Here is a 14,985-nt window from a genome sequence, read left to right as displayed (position 1 = left end):
CCGATGCAGGTCACCGTTGCGGGTCCCCGGCCCCCGACAGCGCCGTGCTTCGCCGTGTCCGCCCCATCAGCCCTGTCCGCCCTGTCAACGAAGAGCCAGCGCGACCAGGACCGCCCAACCGTCCATATGATCCAATCCTCGTACCGCCCGTCAGCTCCCGCTCCGCCACTGCGCCGTGGTTCAGCCGGCCAGTGCACGACGATTCCTTGGATGGCGTAGTACCTCATGTCTTGGTTCGAATCTTTCATCCTCGGGCTCGTCCAGGGGCTGACCGAGTTCCTGCCCATCTCCTCCAGCGCGCACCTGCGGCTCACCGCGGCGTTCGCCGGCTGGCACGACCCGGGCGCGGCCTTCACGGCCATCACGCAGATCGGCACAGAAGCGGCTGTGCTGATCTACTTCCGCAAGGACATCGCGAGGATCGTCTCGGCGTGGTTCCGGTCGCTGACGAACAAGGCACTGCGCTCCGATCACGACGCGCAGATGGGGTGGCTGGTCATCGTCGGCTCGATTCCCATCGGCGTCCTGGGCATCACTTTCAAGGACCAGATCGAGGGCCCCTTCCGCGATCTGCGGCTGATCGCCACGACGCTGATCGTGATGGGCATCATCCTCGGCATCGCCGACCGGTTGGCGGCCCGCGACGAGGCCGGCGGCAAGCACCGGGCCGTCAAGGTCCGCAAGTCCCTCCAGGACCTGGGGGTCAGGGACGGCCTCATCTTCGGCATCTGCCAGGCACTGGCGCTGGTACCGGGCGTCTCCCGCTCGGGCGCCACGATCAGCGGTGGTCTCCTGATGGGCTACACCCGCGAGGCGGCGGCCCGTTACTCCTTCCTGCTCGCGATCCCGGCGGTGCTGGCGTCCGGCGTGTTCGAACTCAAGGACGCGACCGAGGGCCACGTCTCCTGGGGCCCCACCATCTTCGCGACGATTATCGCGTTTATTGTCGGATATGTCGTTATTGCCTGGTTCATGAAGTTCATCACCACGAAGAGCTTCATGCCGTTCGTCATCTACCGGATCCTCCTCGGCATCGCACTGTTCTTCCTGGTGGGCACGGACACACTGAGCCCGCACGCCGGCGAGTCGGCGGGCTGACGGGCCGACGGGCCGACGGGCCGAACCCCACGGGGCCGGACCCCCTGCGGGGACATCGGCGTAGGGGCCACACCATAAGAAGGGGGTTGAAACCCCCCGGATCCGAGTGTGAGCAAGGACGCCCCTCAATCGGTCACTTCGCGCCCCGGCTGCCCCTACGCTAGTTGTATGTCCTCTTCTTCCCCTTCCGCTTCCGCGGTGTCCGGCGCCGTCGCGGCCAACGAGCGCATCCGTGCGCTCGTCGACGCGGCCGACGGGACGTGGCCTGCCGAGGCGTACGAAGTGCTGCTCCTCGAATGGGCCGCCGCCCTCCGCCCCGACGCGAACCGGGCCGCCTAGCCCCTCCCGTCCCCCGTGTCCGGCCGTGCGGTCCGGCTCCACCCATGAACATGGCACGAGGAGACAGGGAAGACAGATGACAACTCCTGACACCGCAGAACTCGATGCCGGGGAACCGGACACCGCCGCCGAGGAGAAAGCCGGCCGGCACGCGGTGCGCCGCACGGCCCGGGGGATGTCGCACCATGAGGTCGCAGCCGCCCTGGAGGACGCCCGCGGCCGACTGCCCGAAAACAGCGACGGCGGCGAGGAAGAAGCCGCAGACGACCCGTCCCAGACCCGCGCACTCGCCGAGCTCGAAGAGTGGGAACGCATCGAGGCACTCCTCGCGGTCCACGCCGGAACGTACGACCCCGACACCGACGCCTTCGTCCAGGGCGGCCTGGCCGGTGAGGCGGACCGCCGGGCGGCCGAGCAAGCCGGGTCGGCCGACTCCGACGAGGCCGGAGACACACTGCTGCGGGCGCTGTCCCGCGCAGGTCTCCTCGACGGACCGGGCGGATCCGGCCTCGCCGCCGGCGAGGACGCCGCGATCGCGATCCGGCTGGCACAAGCCGATCCCGAGGCCGCCCTCGCGGTGAGCCGCTGGCTGGACACGGCGTCGGGCCACCTACCTCCTTCCTGAAGCAACGTCACGCCTGATGGCGTGTCAGTTCCTGGTCGGGCACACCACGGATCGTAGGCTGAGCCGACGGCCCGTCAGTCCCGGGCGTCGCCCCACGAGGACGCCACAGATCTCTGTGCCGAGCGCCTGACCTGCATGTGCGCCTCCCTCACCACGACCCCGGAGGCGACCATCAGTTCCCGTTTCCTTACGCCTCGCGTCTTCACCAGCCTCCCCTTGGCGGGCAACTACGCCGCCGCGGTCGCCCTCGCGCTGCTCGCGCTGAGTCCGTTCCTCGTACTCACCACGGCACTCTCCCTCTTCCCTGAGATTCTCATGAAGGAACTGGACGCCAGCCGGTTCCAATTGCAGCTCACGAGCGGACTTTCGAATGCCGGATACGCGTTCGGCGCGGTGGTGGCCGCCGACCTCTTCCAGCGGCTGCCAGGACGCCATCTCTACCTCTTCTGCGAGTCCGGCTTCGTGGTGGGCGCGGTACTGGCACTGAGCGCCCAGGAGATCGGGCAGTTCATGGCCGGTGTCATCCTCCAGGGCCTGTTCACCGGCATGCTGCTGGTCCTCTCGCTGCCGCCGCTCATCCTCACCCACGGTGTGGACCGTCTGCCGACCACCGCCGCGGTCATCAGCCTCGGACTCTTCGGCATGGTCACCGCCGGCCCCGTGATCGGCGGACTGGTCGGCAGCTACAGCGGCTGGCGGCTGCTGTACACCTCCGTCGCCGTGCTGGCCGCAATCGGCCTGACCATCGGCGCCATGACCTTCGAACCCAACGAACCCCCGGCCAAGGGAGCCCGCTTCGACTGGACGGCCATCCCCCTCGCCTTCGGCGCCACCATGCTGCCGTTCTTCGGTGTCTCCTGGCTGTCGCGTGGTGACTTCAGCGATTGGGAGTTCATCGCGCCCGTGGTCGTCGGCGTCGCGCTGGGCGCCCTCTTGTTGGTGAGTCAGTACAGCAAGACCAGACCGCTGATGCCGGTGCGTCCGATCAGCAACACACTGCCGGTCACAGGAACACTCAACGCCATGGTCGTCGGCGCCTCCTTCACCACCCTGCTGGAGCTGACCGAGGTCTACATGCTCCAGGTGTCCGGGTACTCCTCCGTGAAGACCGGACTGCTCATCGCCCCTCAGATCGTCGGCGTCGTGATTTCCGCCCTCCTGTTCCGCAAGATCATGGTCACCCGCTGGACGCCGTACATGGCGCTCTCCGGCCTCCTCAGCATCGTCATCGCCGCGGCAGTGCTGTTCGCCCTGACCCCGACGAACGCGGCCACCGTCGTCCCCATCGTCGCGATCCTCCTGGGGTACGGCGCGGGCGCCGGTGTGGTCCCCGGCCTGTTCCTGGCCGGTTTCTCCGTGACCGCCGTGCAGATCGGTCCCACCTTCGCCCTCGTCGAACTGCTGCGCTCCGAGGCCGCGTTCCTGATCGGCCCCGTCCTGGTCCATCTCGCCATGATCCAGAGCAGTTTCACGGACGGGTTCCGCCTCTCCCTGGAGATCATGCTGGCCTTCACCGCCGCCTCGGCCGTCATCCTGCCGGGACTGTTCCTGCTCGGCGGCGCCCGCCCGGAGCCGCCGAACCTCGAAGGCTGGATGTCCGGCGCCTCCACCGGCTACCACTCCCCGCGGATCGCCAACAAGATCCGCAAGCCCCTGCCCGCGTCGTAGGCAACGGCGGGCGGCTCCGTCCCCTACACCGCCCTCTACACCCGCGAGGCTTTCCGTGGGGCTCCACCGGCCGGTCGGTGGAGCCCCTCCCGCACATAGAGGACAAAGCACCGGTCGGGCTTGAGGAATCGCTGCCGTCGCGGCGCCTCACCGAGTAGACGTCGGCCGAAGCCGGAATGTGAGCCGCCGATGCGCCGCGTAGAAATTTCCCCGCCTGATCTCACGTTTCGGGTCGCCCCAGCGTCTACGAGATGTGAAAGGCGATCCGTTCGGGGTCGTCACCGGTTCGGGGAAGGGAGCACTCCATGCAGACCCTCATCAGCCACAGGGTGCATACGACCATCGAGTCGCCGCTCGGCGATCTCACCGTGGTCGCGGAAGACAACAAACTGACAGGGCTCTACTTCGCGGACCACCGCCGCGGACCGGCGACCGACTCGCTCGGCGTACGCGACGAAGCGGGCTTCGAGGAAGTCAGGCGTCAGCTCGATGAGTACTTCGCGGGCGAGCGGCGCGAGTTCGCTCTGCCACTGGCTCCGGCCGGGGACGCCTTCCAGCATCGTGTGTGGGAGCTGCTCGCTCGTATCCCCTACGGCCGGACATGTTCTTATGGTGATCTCGCACGTCAGCTGGGGGATCCGGCGCTCGCACAGGCTGTGGGCGCGGCTGTCGGGCGCAATCCGATCAGTGTGATCGTGCCCTGCCACCGCGTGGTGGGCGCCGACGGCAGCCTCGTGGGCTATGCGGGCGGGCTGTGGCGCAAGCGGCATCTGCTGGACCTGGAAGAGCCAGCACCGGTCAAGGCCGATCGGCTTTTCTGACGTGGCGACCTCACGTTCGGCGCCGCCGGTTCGTTTACCAGGTGTGACCAAGCCACCCTTCCAACAGATCGTGACCGAGTACGGGCCCATGGTGCTCCGCGTCATCCGCGCTGTCCTCGGGCCGGACGATGCCGAGGACGCCTGGTCGGAGACCTTTCTCGCGGCGATGAAGGCCTATCCCGACCTGCCGTCCGAGGCCAATGTGGAGGCCTGGCTGGTGACCGTCGCCCATCACAAGGCGATCGACGCCACCAGGGCCAACGCGCGTCGGCCGGCCCCGGTGGAGGAGCTGCCCGAGCGTCCCAGCCCCATCGGCAGACCGCAGGACTGGGACGGAGACCTGTGGCAGGCCCTCAAGGCCTTGCCCGACCGGCAGCGCCAGGCGGTGGCGTACCACTACCTGGCGGGTCTGCCGTACAAGGAAATCGGCGTACTGACCGGCTGTAGCGCCGACGCCGCCCGCCGGGCCGCGGCCGACGGAATCAAGACCCTGCGCAGCACCTATCCAAGAGATACCGACGAGATGGGAGTGGCCCCAAGGTGATGAACGCATCCGACCCTGAGACCAGGCGCTTGTTCGCGGCGCTGCCGTCACACGACAACAACGTGCTGACCCGGTTGGAGGCACGGCTCGCCGCACAGGCGGAGGAGGAGGGAATCCTCGACATCGCCTACCGCACCCTGGACACCCCGGCCGGGAATCTCCTGCTCGCCGCCACCGAGCAGGGGCTGGTCAAGGTCGCCTACGCGGTCCAGGACCACACAGCGGTCCTTCAGAAGCTCGCGGAGACGATCGGGCCGCGCATTCTGCACGCGCCCGCCCGGCTCGACGAGGCCAGTCGGCAGATCGACGAGTATTTCGCCGGCCGGCGCGAGCGGTTCGACCTGCCGCTGGACTGGCGCCTGTCCAAGGGCTTCCGTCGTGATGTGCTCAGCCACCTCGGCCAGATCGGCTACGGACACACCGAGAGCTACGCCGAGGTCGCCGTCGCCTCGGGCAGCCCACGAGCGGTCCGGGCGGTGGGCACGGCGTGCGCCACCAACCCCCTGCCGGTTGTGGTGCCGTGCCACCGGGTGGTGCGCTCCGACGGATCGGCCGGCCAGTACGTAGGCGGTGTGGACGCCAAGCACATCCTTCTCACCCTGGAGACAGCAGCATGACCACCACAACGAAGAGGAAGCAAGCCGGCGGCGCAGCCGCCGCGACAAGCGCCACCGCGGAAGCAGCGGAGAGGGACGTGTTCGCCCGGCGGGTGGGCGCCGCGGACTGGGGCGCGGTCACCGACGAGATCAACGGTTACGGGTGTGCGCTCGTGCCCCACCTGCTCACCCCCGCCGAGTGCGCGGATCTCAGTCTGCTCTACGAGCGGTCCGATCTGTTCCGGTCCACGATCGACATGGGGCGCCACCGCTTCGGCAGCGGGGAGTACCGCTACTTCGACCGGCCCTTCCCCGATGCGGTGCGCCGGCTGCGCGAGGAGTTGTATCCGAGGCTGCTGCCGATAGCCCGTGACTGGTACGCCAAGCTCGGCCGGGACGCCGAATGGCCCGAGTCGTTGGCGGAGTGGCTGGAGATATGCCACCGGGCGGGGCAGGAACGGCCCTCGCCGATCCTGCTGCGCTACGGGGCCGGGGACTGGAACGCGCTGCACCGCGATGTCTTCGGGGAGAAGGTCTTTCCGCTCCAGGTAGTCGTCAATCTGAACGCACCCGGGGAGGACCACTCAGGCGGTGAGTTCTTGATGGTCGAGCAGCGACCCCGGGCGCAGTCCCGGGCGACGGCCACCCTCATACCCCAGGGACACGGGCTGGTCTTCACCACCCGCGACCGGCCGGTGATGTCCAAGCGAGGCTGGTCCGCCGCACCCGTACGGCATGGCGTGTCCGTCGTGCGTTCGGGCCGCCGCCACACACTCGGGCTCGTGTTCCACGACGCCACCTGATCACGCCGGCCCGCCGGGCACTCAACACGGCTTGATCAAGACTTCCGTCGCCGGACCCATGGCCCTTGGCCTGGGGGCTCGGCTACCGGAGACTAGGGCGATGACGCAGCGCGTGGAACTTGCGACACTCCTGGACCGGCTCGCCATCGATGAAGTGATCACGAGCTACGCGGTGGCCGTCGAGGATGCCGACTGGCCGGGTTTCCTGACCCTGTTCACCCCGGAGGGCCGCGCCGACTACACGGCGGCGGGTGGGGGCGAAGGTCCGGCGGATCAGGTCGCCGAGTGGCTGGCCGGTGAGTTGCGGCCGTTCGCCGTCCGGCAGCAGCTGATCGTCAATCGCCGTGTGCGCTTTCAGGACGCGGACGGTTATCCGGGGAATCACGCCGAGTTGACGGCCGGTTATCTCCTCCCGCTGCGTCATGAATCGGGCGAGGACGTGATGTCGGGCGGCCGGATCGTGTTCCGGCTCCTGCGGGGCGAATCGGGCTGGCGGCTGAGCCGCGTCGTCGTCCAGGAACAGTGGCGGCGCGGTGCGGATGTGCCCGGCGGTGTGCCGGCGGCCGGTTGACCCTTCCGGTCCAGTCCTGGGCGTCTCCCAGCGCTCCCCGGCCATGCCTGCTTCGGTCCTCGGCTTCGGGGGAAGAGACTGCTGAACAGGCAGGATGAGGAGGCACGGTATGCAGACCCTGGCGGTCAGGCGCGTGGTGTCCGGCCCGCGCATGGCCTCGCCCTGGTGGCGTGGTGCGGCTGCCGTCGTGGCGGGCGCGCTGCCCGCCCTGGCCTTTCCGGCTCCGTCGCTCTGGTGGTTCGCGTACGGGGCGCTGGTGCCCTGGATGCTGCTGGTGCGGAGTGCGCCCACGGCGCGGCGGGCGGCGGTGGACGGTTGGCTGGGCGGCCTCGGTTTCATGCTGTTCGTGCACCACTGGCTGATGCCGAGCCTCAATGTGTTCATTGTGATAGTGGCGGCGCTGCTCGGGCTGCTCTGGGCGCCGTGGGGGCTGCTGGTGCGTTCGATGCTCGGCGGGGTGCCGTCCGCCGGGCGGGCGGTGGCCGCCGTCGCCGTGGTGCCTTCGGGCTGGCTGATGGTCGAACTGCTCAGGTCCTGGGAAGGACTGGGGGGTCCCTGGGGGCTGCTCGGGGCCAGCCAGTGGGAGGTCGCGCCGGTGCTGCGGCTCGCCTCGGTGGGCGGTGTGTGGCTGGTGAGCCTTCTGGTGGTCGCGGTGAACACCGCGCTCACCCTGCTGATCGCGGTGGCCGCCGCCAGGACGGTGGCGGCGGTGGGGCTCGTGGTGTGCGCGCTCGCCGTGGGCAGCGCGTGGACGTGGGCGCCGAGGCCCGACCGGTCGGGGCAGGCGAGGATCGCGGTCGTCCAGCCGGGCATCATCTCCGGACCCGGTTCCCTGGAGCGCCGGTTCACCCGCAACGAGGCGCTGACGCGGACGCTCGCCGGGCAGGACCTGGATCTGGTGGTGTGGGGCGAGAGCGGGATCGGCGCCGATCTGGGGCGGCGTCCCGATCTGGTGGCGAGGCTGGCGGCGCTGTCCCGTACGGTCAGGGCCGACCTGCTGGTCAATGTGGACGCGCGTATCAGGGGCGCGGCCGAGGGGGCCGGGATCTTCAAGCGGAGTTTCCTGATCGGGCCGAAGGGACCGACGGGCGACACCTACGACAAGATGCGGCTGGTGCCCTTCGGCGAGTACATCCCGGCCCGTTCCGCGCTGGGGTGGGCGACGTCGGTGGGCAAGGCGGCCGGCGAGGACCGTGTGCGGGGATCGCGGCAGGTGGTCATGACACTGCCGCCGGGGCCGTCGGGAGGCGGGCTGCGGTTCGGTCCGCTGATCTGCTTCGAGACGGCGTTCCCCGACATGAGCAGGCGCCTGGCCCAGAACGGCGCCCAGGTGCTCGTGGGCCAGTCGTCCACCTCTTCTTTCCAGGGGAGTTGGGCACCGGAGCAGCACGCCTCGCTCGCGGCGCTCAGGGCGGCCGAGACGGGCCGGCCGATGGTGCACGCCACGCTCACCGGTGTGAGCGCGGTGTTCGGGCCCGAGGGTGAGCGGATCGGGGGATCGATCGGTACGGAGCGCAGCACCGCCGCGGTCTTCGGTGTCCCGCTGGCCCGTGGCACCACTCCGTATGTCCGGTTCGGTGACTGGGCGGTGTACGCGGCGATCGGCGTTCTTGTGACGCTGGGGCTGGTGCGGGGCGGGCGTCGGCTCAGGCGGCCTGTTCCAGCGCCCGCCGTACCACTCGCTCGCACAGCTCATGACTCAGCAGAGCGTCCCGCGCGCTGACGGTCCTGCCGTCCCGTACGGCGTCGAGGAACGTCAGGACACACTGTTCGATGCCGCGCTGCCGGGACACCGGCACCCAGTCGCCGCGCCGTCGTACGCTCGGCTGGCCCTTGTGGTCGATGATCGTTCCGAGGTCGTGGACGGCCCGCTTGGTGTCCCGTCCCGACACCTCCAGGATCTCCTCGGTGGAGCCGTTCAGCCGGTTCATCATGCCGATGGCGGTGAAGCCGTCGCCGGAGAGCTGGAGCACGACGTGATGCAGCAGCCCGTCGCGCAGCCGGGCCCGTACATCGGTGTGTTCGACAGGTCCGGGGACCAGGAAACGGAGGGTGTCCACGACATGGATGAAGTCGTCCAGGACGAAGGTGCGGGGGTCCTCGGGCAGTCCGACGCGGTTCTTCTGGAGGAGGATCAGGTCACGCGGGTGCTCCAGGAGCTGGGCGTAGCCGGGGGCGAAGCGGCGGTTGAAGCCGACGGTGAGGCTGACGCCGCGTGTTTCGGCGAGTTCCACGATGCGCTGCGAGTCGGCCAGTTCGTAGGCGATCGGTTTGTCGACGTACGTCGGCACCCCCGCTTCCAGCAGCCGGGTGGTGATCTCGGCGTGCGCGGCGGTGGGGGCGTGGACGAACGCGGCGTCGAGCCCCTGCGCGAGCAGCGTGTCCAGGTCGGTGTGGCAGTGCGCCGCCGGGATGCGATATGTCTCCGCCGTCCTCGCCAGGGTGGCGGGGGTGCGGGTCTGGAGATGCAGTTCGACCCCGGGCAGAGTGGTGAGCACCGGCAGATACGCCTTCTGCGCGATGTCTCCGAGCCCGATGCAGCCGACCTTCACGAGTACCTCCTGGCGCTTCTTGGGCGCGTGTCCGACCGTTGATCCACCGTCCGGGCAGCATACGGGGGCCGTCGCGCCGGATAACCCGTGGCCGTGGGGGTGGGGGGTGGGTGAGGATGACCGCCATGACCACACCACAACGCTCAGAACCCTCCACGGTCGCCGGCGAGCGAGAGATGCTCGAAGGCTGGCTGGAGTACCACCGCGCGACCCTGGCCACCAAATGCGAGGGGCTGGACGACACGCAGCTGCGCCAGCTCTCGGTGGCCCCTTCGGAGCTGAGTCTGCTCGGGCTCGTACGGCACATGGCCGAGGTCGAGCGCGGCTGGTTCCGCAACACGATGGCCGACGAGAAGACGGCGGGTATCTTTTTCGACGACGCCGACCCGGACGGTGATTTCCATGCCGGCGAGGACGACACCTATGCCGAGGCGTACGCGGTCTGGCAGGCGGAGATCGCCCACGCCCGCGAGGTGGCCGCGCCGCTCGGACTCGACGATCTCGGGGCCGGCCGGGTGAGCCGGCACACGGGCGACCCGTACAACCTCCGGTGGGTCTACACCCACATGATCGAGGAGTACGCCCGGCACAACGGCCACGCCGATCTCCTCCGCGAGCGGATCGACGGCGCGACGGGCGACTGACCGCGGGCGCGTCGGGCTCCAGGGCAGCCGGGAATGTCGGGGCGTCGGGCTGTCGGCTGTCGGCTGTCGGCTGTCGGCTGTCGGGCAACAGGCGGTCGGTCCTCACCCGTACGAGCCAATCTTCGCCCGTACGCTCGCTCAACGACCTCGCCGACCAGCAGAGTTGCGCGGGTGTACCGAACGAGAAGCGCGGCAATGATCATGGTGGGAGTGGCGGTCACGACCGTCTCGGGATGTGTGGCGGTGGATCCGGGAACGGCGGCAGTACCGCGCCCGGAGACACGTACCCCGGCGGCGCGGCCCGAGGTGGAGCCGCAGATCGTCCAGGCACCGGCCCGGGAGGCACTGGACGCGGTCCACCCCACACCGGAGCGGAAGCCGGCCCCCTCCGCCTCGCCCGACGCCGACAGGATCGCCCGCCCCCGGCCGGACACCCGGGCCGTCCACCGTCCGGAAGGCCCTCCCGCGAAGCCGAAGCCCCACGAGCGGCCCGTGGAGCGGCAGCGGGCCCTGCCCACCACCGCGGCGCCCCTCATCCGCGAGGTGTGTGCCCTCGGCGAGACGTACGGAAGCTGGGCCGAGGACAGCCCCCAGGCACGGATCTGCCACGACGCCTACGGGAATTGACCGAGCAGGCGCTCCAGGCGGTCGATGCCGGCCCGCACCCCGTCGCCGTACCCGTCGCCTCCCGAGTCGCCCAGCGCGTCCGCGGCGGCGCGGGCCCGGTCCAGGTGGAGCCGCGCCGCCTCGGGACGTTGCAGTTTCAGGTAGTCGGCGGCGAGGTTCAGATGGAGCGTGGGGTAGAAGGCACGCATCTCCGGTGAGGCCTCCCGCGCCTCCCCGGGCGCGGAAGGGACCCGCCGGTCCGACTCCTCGCCGCCCTGCCCGTCCGCAGCGGTGAGGGCCCGGAGGTCCCAGGCGAGTTCGTCGCCGGCGTCGTCCTGGGTGTCGGCCATGTAGTGCGCCAGCGTGCAGCGGTGGAGCGCGTCCCCCGCCTCTCCGATCTCCGCCCAGAGGGCGCCGAAGCGGTTGCGCGCCTCCTCACGGTCACCGCCGTGGAGCAGCATGACCGCCTGCCCGATCCTGGTCATGAAGGTGTCCCCCGACGCCTCCCGCTGCTCCGTCACTGCCGCCTCCGCTGCCCGTCCGAGAATGCCGACGAACCCGACGCTAACCCTCGTGACGGACAATCCCCCTCAGGCTCGGGTGCGGAGCCCGAGCCTGTCCGCCGCGCCCCTCGGACCACCGCCCCTCGGACCGGCGCCGCTCAGATCGCCGCCGCTCGGATCACGCGGCTCCCCCGGATCGCCCGGACGCCCCGCCGCCGGTCAGCCGAGGTCAGGAATGCGCCAGTCGATGGGGTCGTGCCCCTGGGCGGCGATCGCCTCGTTGATCTGCGTGAAGGGACGGGAGCCGAAGAACTTCTTCGCCGACAGCGGCGACGGGTGGGCGCCCTTCACCACCACATGCCGCTCCTCGTCGATGAGCGGCAGCTTCTTCTGCGCGTAGGCCCCCCAGAGGACGAAGACCGCCGGGTCGGGGCGCTCGGCCACCGCGCGGATCACCGCGTCGGTCACCTTCTCCCAGCCCTTGCCCTTGTGGGAGTTGGCCTCGCCCTCGCGGACGGTCAGCACGGCGTTGAGCAGCAGGACGCCCTGCTCGGCCCACGGCATCAGATAACCGTTGTCCGGCACCGGGTGGCCGAGCTCCTCCTTCATCTCCTTGTAGATGTTCCGCAGGGAGGGCGGGGTCCTCACCCCGGGCCGCACGGAGAAGCACAGGCCGTGGCCCTGCCCCGCGCCGTGGTACGGATCCTGGCCCAGGACGAGCACCTTGACCTTGTCGTACGGAGTGGCGTCGAGGGCGGCGAAGACCTCGTCGCGCGGAGGGTAGACCGGCCCCTTCTCCCGCTCCTCCTCGACGAACTCGACGAGCTCCTTGAAGTAGGTCTTCTGCAGCTCGTCGCCGAGGACGCCGCGCCAGGACTCGGGCAGCATGTCGGTGTCGGTCACGTCAACAACCTCCGGTAAGGGATCACTTGTGGCACCGAACCTACCGGTGGCCACTGACAACGGCCGTCCCGGTCCGGTGCCGAGCGGGCCTCACCAGCTCGACTTGCGGTTCAGCTCCCACATCTGCATGACCGTCTGCGGATCGAGCGCCCGCTCCCCGCCCCCGATGTCCTCCCCCGCCGCGACGTACAACTTCCCCTGCCACAGCGGCAGCAGCCGCACGTCCCCGACGAAGATCTCCTGCGCGCGCTCGAACTGCCGCGTGACCGCGCCCCGGTCGCTCACCTTCCGCGACTCCGGCAGCAGCTCCCGCGTGATCTCGTCGTTCTCGTACGGCGTGCTCAGCGCGTTGTTCTTGCCCACGAAGGGGGCGATGAAGTTGTCGGGGTCGGGGAAGTCGGGGAACCAGCCACGGCCGAAGACCGGGTATCGCCCCTTCGTGTACCCCGCCTGGAAGTCCTTCCAGGGCTTGCCGTGCAGGGCCACCTTGAACAGCCCCGTCGCCTCCAACTGCCTCTTGATCTCGGTGAACTCCGCTGCCGTACCGGAGCCGTAGCGGTCCGTCGTGAACCAGAGCGTCAGCGGCACCGGCTCGGTGATGCCCTCCGCCAGCAGGAGGGCCCGCGCCTTGGCCGTGTCGGGTTCGCCGAACTGGTCGAAGAAGCTGGTCGCGTGGCTCGCGATGCCCTTGGGCACCATCGAGTACAGCGGCTCCGCCGTGCCCTGGTAGACCTTCGCGACCAGCGCGTCACGGTCCACGACCTGGGCGATCGCCTTGCGTACGGCGAGCCGGCCCACCGCCGGGTCGGTGGGGTTGAACACGAGGTAGCGGATGTCGGCGCCGACCGTCTCGACAAGCTGGAGATCCTCGTTCTCGGGCTTCTTCTGTTCGAGTTCGACCACGTCCTGGGAGGTGAGCCCCCGGTAGATGACGTCGATGTCCCTCTTCTTCAAGGCGCTGAACAGGACGCCCGAGTCCTTGAAGTACTCGATGGTGACGCCTTTGTTCCGGCGGTCGGCGAACCCCTTGTACTTGGTGTTCTGCACGAGTTCCGCCTTCGACCCCTGGGTGTACGAGGTCAGCGCGTACGGCCCCGAGCCGCTCACCTCGCCGTCGTCCCGCAGTTTGTCCGCCGGGTACTCGGTGGGATCGACGATGGACATCGCGGGGGTGGCGAGAATGAAAGGGAAGGTGGTGTCCGGCTTCTTCAGCCGGAAGGTGACGACGTCGTCGCCGGTCGCCTCGACCGTGTCGAGCGACTCCAGCAGACCCGCGGGACCACCTTGTACGTTGATCGCGCGAATGCGGTCGAACGAGTGCTTGACGGCCTTCGCGTCGAGTTTGTAGCCGTTGGAGAACGTCAGCCCTTCACGCAGCGTGCACCGGAAGACCCGATTGGTGCTCGGGTCGGTGAAGGCACAGTTCCGTGCCGCGTCGGGCTGGGGGTACGAACTGTTGGTGGGGAAACTCAGCAGTGTCTGGAAAACATTGCGAAACAGTTCCCACGAGTTGTCCCACGAGGCGGCGGGGTCGAGCGTGCTCGGCTCACTCGTCGTACCGACGATTATTCGCCGGCCGTCCTCACCGTTCTCGTCGGGGAGTAACCCGCATGCCGTGAGCAGGGACAAGGACGCGAGGGCCGAGGCAGCCTGTCTACCGGTCCGGTTGAACACCGCGCACACTCCTAGTTCAGCCATGGATCGGCAGACCATACCGCAACGCCCCATCCGGTCAACATGTTGATCAGATGGGGCACTTGGGCAGTTCTGCGGCACCGCGTGCCAGGGAGTGTCACCGCGTGCCGTCGGGGTGACAGCGGATGTCGGCGCGTGTCAGCCGACTCCGGCGTTCAGGAAGATGCCCCCGTCGACCACCAGGGTCTGGCCGGTGATCCAGTCCGACTGGTCCGAGGTGAGGAAGGCCGCGGCCCCGCCGATGTCCTCGGGCACCCCGAGCCGGCCCAGCGGGTACGAGGCGGCGGCCTCGGCCTCGCGCCCCTCGTACAGCGCCAGCGCGAAGCGGGTCTTGACGACCGCGGGCGCGATCGCGTTGACCCGTACCACCGGCGCGAACTCGTGGGCCAGCTGGAGGGTCAGATTGACCATGGCCGCCTTGCTCATGCCGTACGCGCCGATGAAGGGCGACGCGGAGATCCCGGCGAGCGACGCGATGTTCACGATCGCGCCGCCGTTCTCCTTCTGCCAGAACTTCCAGGTCAGCTGGGCGAAGCCGAGCGCCGAGACGACGTTGGTCTCGAACACCTTGCGGGCGACGTTCAGGTCCAGCTCGGCCATCGGGCCGAAGACCGGGTTCGTCCCCGCGTTGTTGACGAGGAAGTCGACGCGGCCGAAGGCCTCCATCGTGCGCTCGACGGCGATCGCCTGGTGCGCCTCGTCGTGCGCCTTGCCCGCGACGCCGATGACCCGGTCGGAACCGAGCCGCTCCACGGCCTCCTTGAGGGCGTCCTCGCCGCGCGCGGTGATGCACACCCGGTCGCCGCGGGCGACGAGCGCCTCGGCGACTCCGTAACCTATGCCACGGCTCGCCCCCGTGACCAGCGCGACCTTGCCGCTGTCCTGAGGCCGGCCGCCGGGCGCAGGGGCGTCCTGTATCCGCTCGTCCTGAGTCTGTTGTGTCATTCCGTGATCCCTGCTCCCGGGTGCGTCAAATGCCTCAGTGCCTCGGCGCGTCGGCGCGTCGGCGCGACTGCC

The 14,985-nt window shown here is 69.3% G+C and carries 17 protein-coding genes; 12 read left to right on the top strand and 5 right to left on the bottom strand.

The genetic code is table 11. From position 1 onward, the window contains the following. Positions 1 to 225 precede the first annotated feature (225 nt). The 10 genes from OG349_RS30635 to lnt all read left to right on the top strand — a co-directional run bounded on the left by OG349_RS30635 (position 226) and on the right by lnt (position 8,788). Positions 226 to 1,098 carry an undecaprenyl-diphosphate phosphatase gene (locus OG349_RS30635; protein ID WP_327237659.1) on the top strand — a complete coding sequence of 291 codons (873 nt, stop codon included), beginning with the start codon at positions 226 to 228 and terminating at the stop codon, positions 1,096 to 1,098. A 168-nt stretch (positions 1,099 to 1,266) separates the two neighbouring features. Beyond that, complete coding sequence (locus OG349_RS30630) at positions 1,267 to 1,437, top strand: hypothetical protein (protein ID WP_327237658.1); 171 nt, start codon at positions 1,267 to 1,269, stop codon at positions 1,435 to 1,437. 76 nt (positions 1,438 to 1,513) lie between these two features. Continuing rightward, positions 1,514 to 2,062 (top strand): hypothetical protein, encoded by a 549-nt coding sequence (locus OG349_RS30625; protein WP_327237657.1) that lies wholly within the window; start codon positions 1,514 to 1,516, stop codon positions 2,060 to 2,062. Between the two features lie 135 nt (positions 2,063 to 2,197). Next, positions 2,198 to 3,730 (top strand): MFS transporter, encoded by a 1,533-nt coding sequence (locus OG349_RS30620; RefSeq protein ID WP_327237656.1) that lies wholly within the window; start codon positions 2,198 to 2,200, stop codon positions 3,728 to 3,730. Between the two features lie 305 nt (positions 3,731 to 4,035). Further along, the gene (locus OG349_RS30615) at positions 4,036 to 4,551 is read left to right on the top strand and encodes a methylated-DNA--[protein]-cysteine S-methyltransferase (RefSeq protein WP_327237655.1); all 516 of its coding nucleotides are present in this window, start codon (positions 4,036 to 4,038) and stop codon (positions 4,549 to 4,551) included. 43 nt (positions 4,552 to 4,594) lie between these two features. Further along, entirely contained in the window at positions 4,595 to 5,095 is a 501-nt protein-coding gene (locus OG349_RS30610; protein ID WP_327237654.1) for an RNA polymerase sigma factor, read from the top strand. Continuing rightward, positions 5,095 to 5,712 (top strand): methylated-DNA--[protein]-cysteine S-methyltransferase, encoded by a 618-nt coding sequence (locus OG349_RS30605; protein ID WP_327237653.1) that lies wholly within the window; start codon positions 5,095 to 5,097, stop codon positions 5,710 to 5,712. Before OG349_RS30610 ends, OG349_RS30605 begins: the two co-directional genes overlap by 1 nt. Further along, on the top strand, positions 5,709 to 6,494 hold the full coding sequence (locus tag OG349_RS30600) for a 2OG-Fe(II) oxygenase (RefSeq protein ID WP_327237652.1): 786 nt from the start codon (positions 5,709 to 5,711) through the stop codon (positions 6,492 to 6,494). Before OG349_RS30605 ends, OG349_RS30600 begins: the two co-directional genes overlap by 4 nt. 100 nt (positions 6,495 to 6,594) lie before the next feature. Beyond that, positions 6,595 to 7,065, top strand: a complete 471-nt coding sequence (locus OG349_RS30595) for a nuclear transport factor 2 family protein (protein WP_327237651.1) — start codon at positions 6,595 to 6,597, stop codon at positions 7,063 to 7,065. Between the two features lie 109 nt (positions 7,066 to 7,174). Next, positions 7,175 to 8,788, top strand: a complete 1,614-nt coding sequence (gene lnt / locus OG349_RS30590; RefSeq protein ID WP_327237650.1) for an apolipoprotein N-acyltransferase — start codon at positions 7,175 to 7,177, stop codon at positions 8,786 to 8,788. Here lnt and OG349_RS30585 read toward each other — a convergent pair. Continuing rightward, on the bottom strand, positions 8,712 to 9,617 hold the full coding sequence (locus OG349_RS30585; RefSeq protein ID WP_327237649.1) for a Gfo/Idh/MocA family protein: 906 nt from the start codon (positions 9,615 to 9,617) through the stop codon (positions 8,712 to 8,714). The two genes, lnt and OG349_RS30585, sit on opposite strands and share 77 nt — an antisense overlap. Positions 9,618 to 9,742: 125 nt before the next feature. Here OG349_RS30585 and OG349_RS30580 point away from each other — a divergent pair, with 125 nt between their 5' ends. Then, complete coding sequence (locus tag OG349_RS30580; RefSeq protein WP_327237648.1) at positions 9,743 to 10,261, top strand: DinB family protein; 519 nt, start codon at positions 9,743 to 9,745, stop codon at positions 10,259 to 10,261. A 195-nt stretch (positions 10,262 to 10,456) separates the two neighbouring features. Beyond that, a complete protein-coding gene (locus OG349_RS30575; RefSeq protein ID WP_327237647.1) occupies positions 10,457 to 10,888 on the top strand; it encodes a hypothetical protein in 432 nt (143 codons plus the stop codon). On the opposite strand, the gene OG349_RS30570 is transcribed toward OG349_RS30575, so the two are convergent. The 4 genes from OG349_RS30570 to OG349_RS30555 form a co-directional block, all read right to left on the bottom strand. Then, a complete protein-coding gene (locus OG349_RS30570) occupies positions 10,876 to 11,388 on the bottom strand; it encodes a hypothetical protein (RefSeq protein WP_327237646.1) in 513 nt (170 codons plus the stop codon). The two genes, OG349_RS30575 and OG349_RS30570, sit on opposite strands and share 13 nt — an antisense overlap. 201 nt (positions 11,389 to 11,589) lie before the next feature. Continuing rightward, positions 11,590 to 12,273 carry a uracil-DNA glycosylase gene (locus OG349_RS30565; RefSeq protein ID WP_161308472.1) on the bottom strand — a complete coding sequence of 228 codons (684 nt, stop codon included), beginning with the start codon at positions 12,271 to 12,273 and terminating at the stop codon, positions 11,590 to 11,592. A gap of 90 nt (positions 12,274 to 12,363) precedes the next feature. Further along, positions 12,364 to 13,971: an ABC transporter substrate-binding protein gene (locus tag OG349_RS30560; RefSeq protein WP_327237645.1), complete on the bottom strand. Its 1,608-nt coding sequence runs from the start codon at positions 13,969 to 13,971 to the stop codon at positions 12,364 to 12,366. Between the two features lie 135 nt (positions 13,972 to 14,106). Then, positions 14,107 to 14,913, bottom strand: coding sequence for an SDR family oxidoreductase (locus OG349_RS30555; protein ID WP_327237644.1), 807 nt, complete (start codon positions 14,911 to 14,913; stop codon positions 14,107 to 14,109). Positions 14,914 to 14,985 lie beyond the last annotated feature (72 nt).

The sequence above is a fragment of the Streptomyces sp. NBC_01317 genome (assembly GCF_035961655.1).
Lineage (GTDB): Bacteria > Actinomycetota > Actinomycetes > Streptomycetales > Streptomycetaceae > Streptomyces.
Note: the sequence above shows the minus strand (reverse complement) of the source record. Positions and strands in the feature narration are given on the sequence as shown.

What these genes read in the sequence shown, in the direction of transcription:
- OG349_RS30615 (WP_327237655.1), top strand. Translation starts at nt 4,036, where the DNA reads ATGCAGACCCTCATCAGCCACAGGGTGCATACGACCATCGAGTCGCCG.
- OG349_RS30630 (WP_327237658.1), top strand. Translation starts at nt 1,267, where the DNA reads ATGTCCTCTTCTTCCCCTTCCGCTTCCGCGGTGTCCGGCGCCGTCGCG.
- OG349_RS30600 (WP_327237652.1), top strand. Translation starts at nt 5,709, where the DNA reads ATGACCACCACAACGAAGAGGAAGCAAGCCGGCGGCGCAGCCGCCGCG.
- OG349_RS30580 (WP_327237648.1), top strand. Translation starts at nt 9,743, where the DNA reads ATGACCACACCACAACGCTCAGAACCCTCCACGGTCGCCGGCGAGCGA.
- OG349_RS30575 (WP_327237647.1), top strand. Translation starts at nt 10,457, where the DNA reads ATGATCATGGTGGGAGTGGCGGTCACGACCGTCTCGGGATGTGTGGCG.
- OG349_RS30555 (WP_327237644.1), bottom strand. Translation starts at nt 14,913, where the DNA reads ATGACACAACAGACTCAGGACGAGCGGATACAGGACGCCCCTGCGCCC.
- OG349_RS30635 (WP_327237659.1), top strand. Translation starts at nt 226, where the DNA reads ATGTCTTGGTTCGAATCTTTCATCCTCGGGCTCGTCCAGGGGCTGACC.
- OG349_RS30620 (WP_327237656.1), top strand. Translation starts at nt 2,198, where the DNA reads ATGTGCGCCTCCCTCACCACGACCCCGGAGGCGACCATCAGTTCCCGT.
- OG349_RS30595 (WP_327237651.1), top strand. Translation starts at nt 6,595, where the DNA reads ATGACGCAGCGCGTGGAACTTGCGACACTCCTGGACCGGCTCGCCATC.
- OG349_RS30560 (WP_327237645.1), bottom strand. Translation starts at nt 13,971, where the DNA reads ATGGCTGAACTAGGAGTGTGCGCGGTGTTCAACCGGACCGGTAGACAG.
- OG349_RS30605 (WP_327237653.1), top strand. Translation starts at nt 5,095, where the DNA reads ATGAACGCATCCGACCCTGAGACCAGGCGCTTGTTCGCGGCGCTGCCG.
- OG349_RS30625 (WP_327237657.1), top strand. Translation starts at nt 1,514, where the DNA reads ATGACAACTCCTGACACCGCAGAACTCGATGCCGGGGAACCGGACACC.
- lnt (WP_327237650.1), top strand. Translation starts at nt 7,175, where the DNA reads ATGCAGACCCTGGCGGTCAGGCGCGTGGTGTCCGGCCCGCGCATGGCC.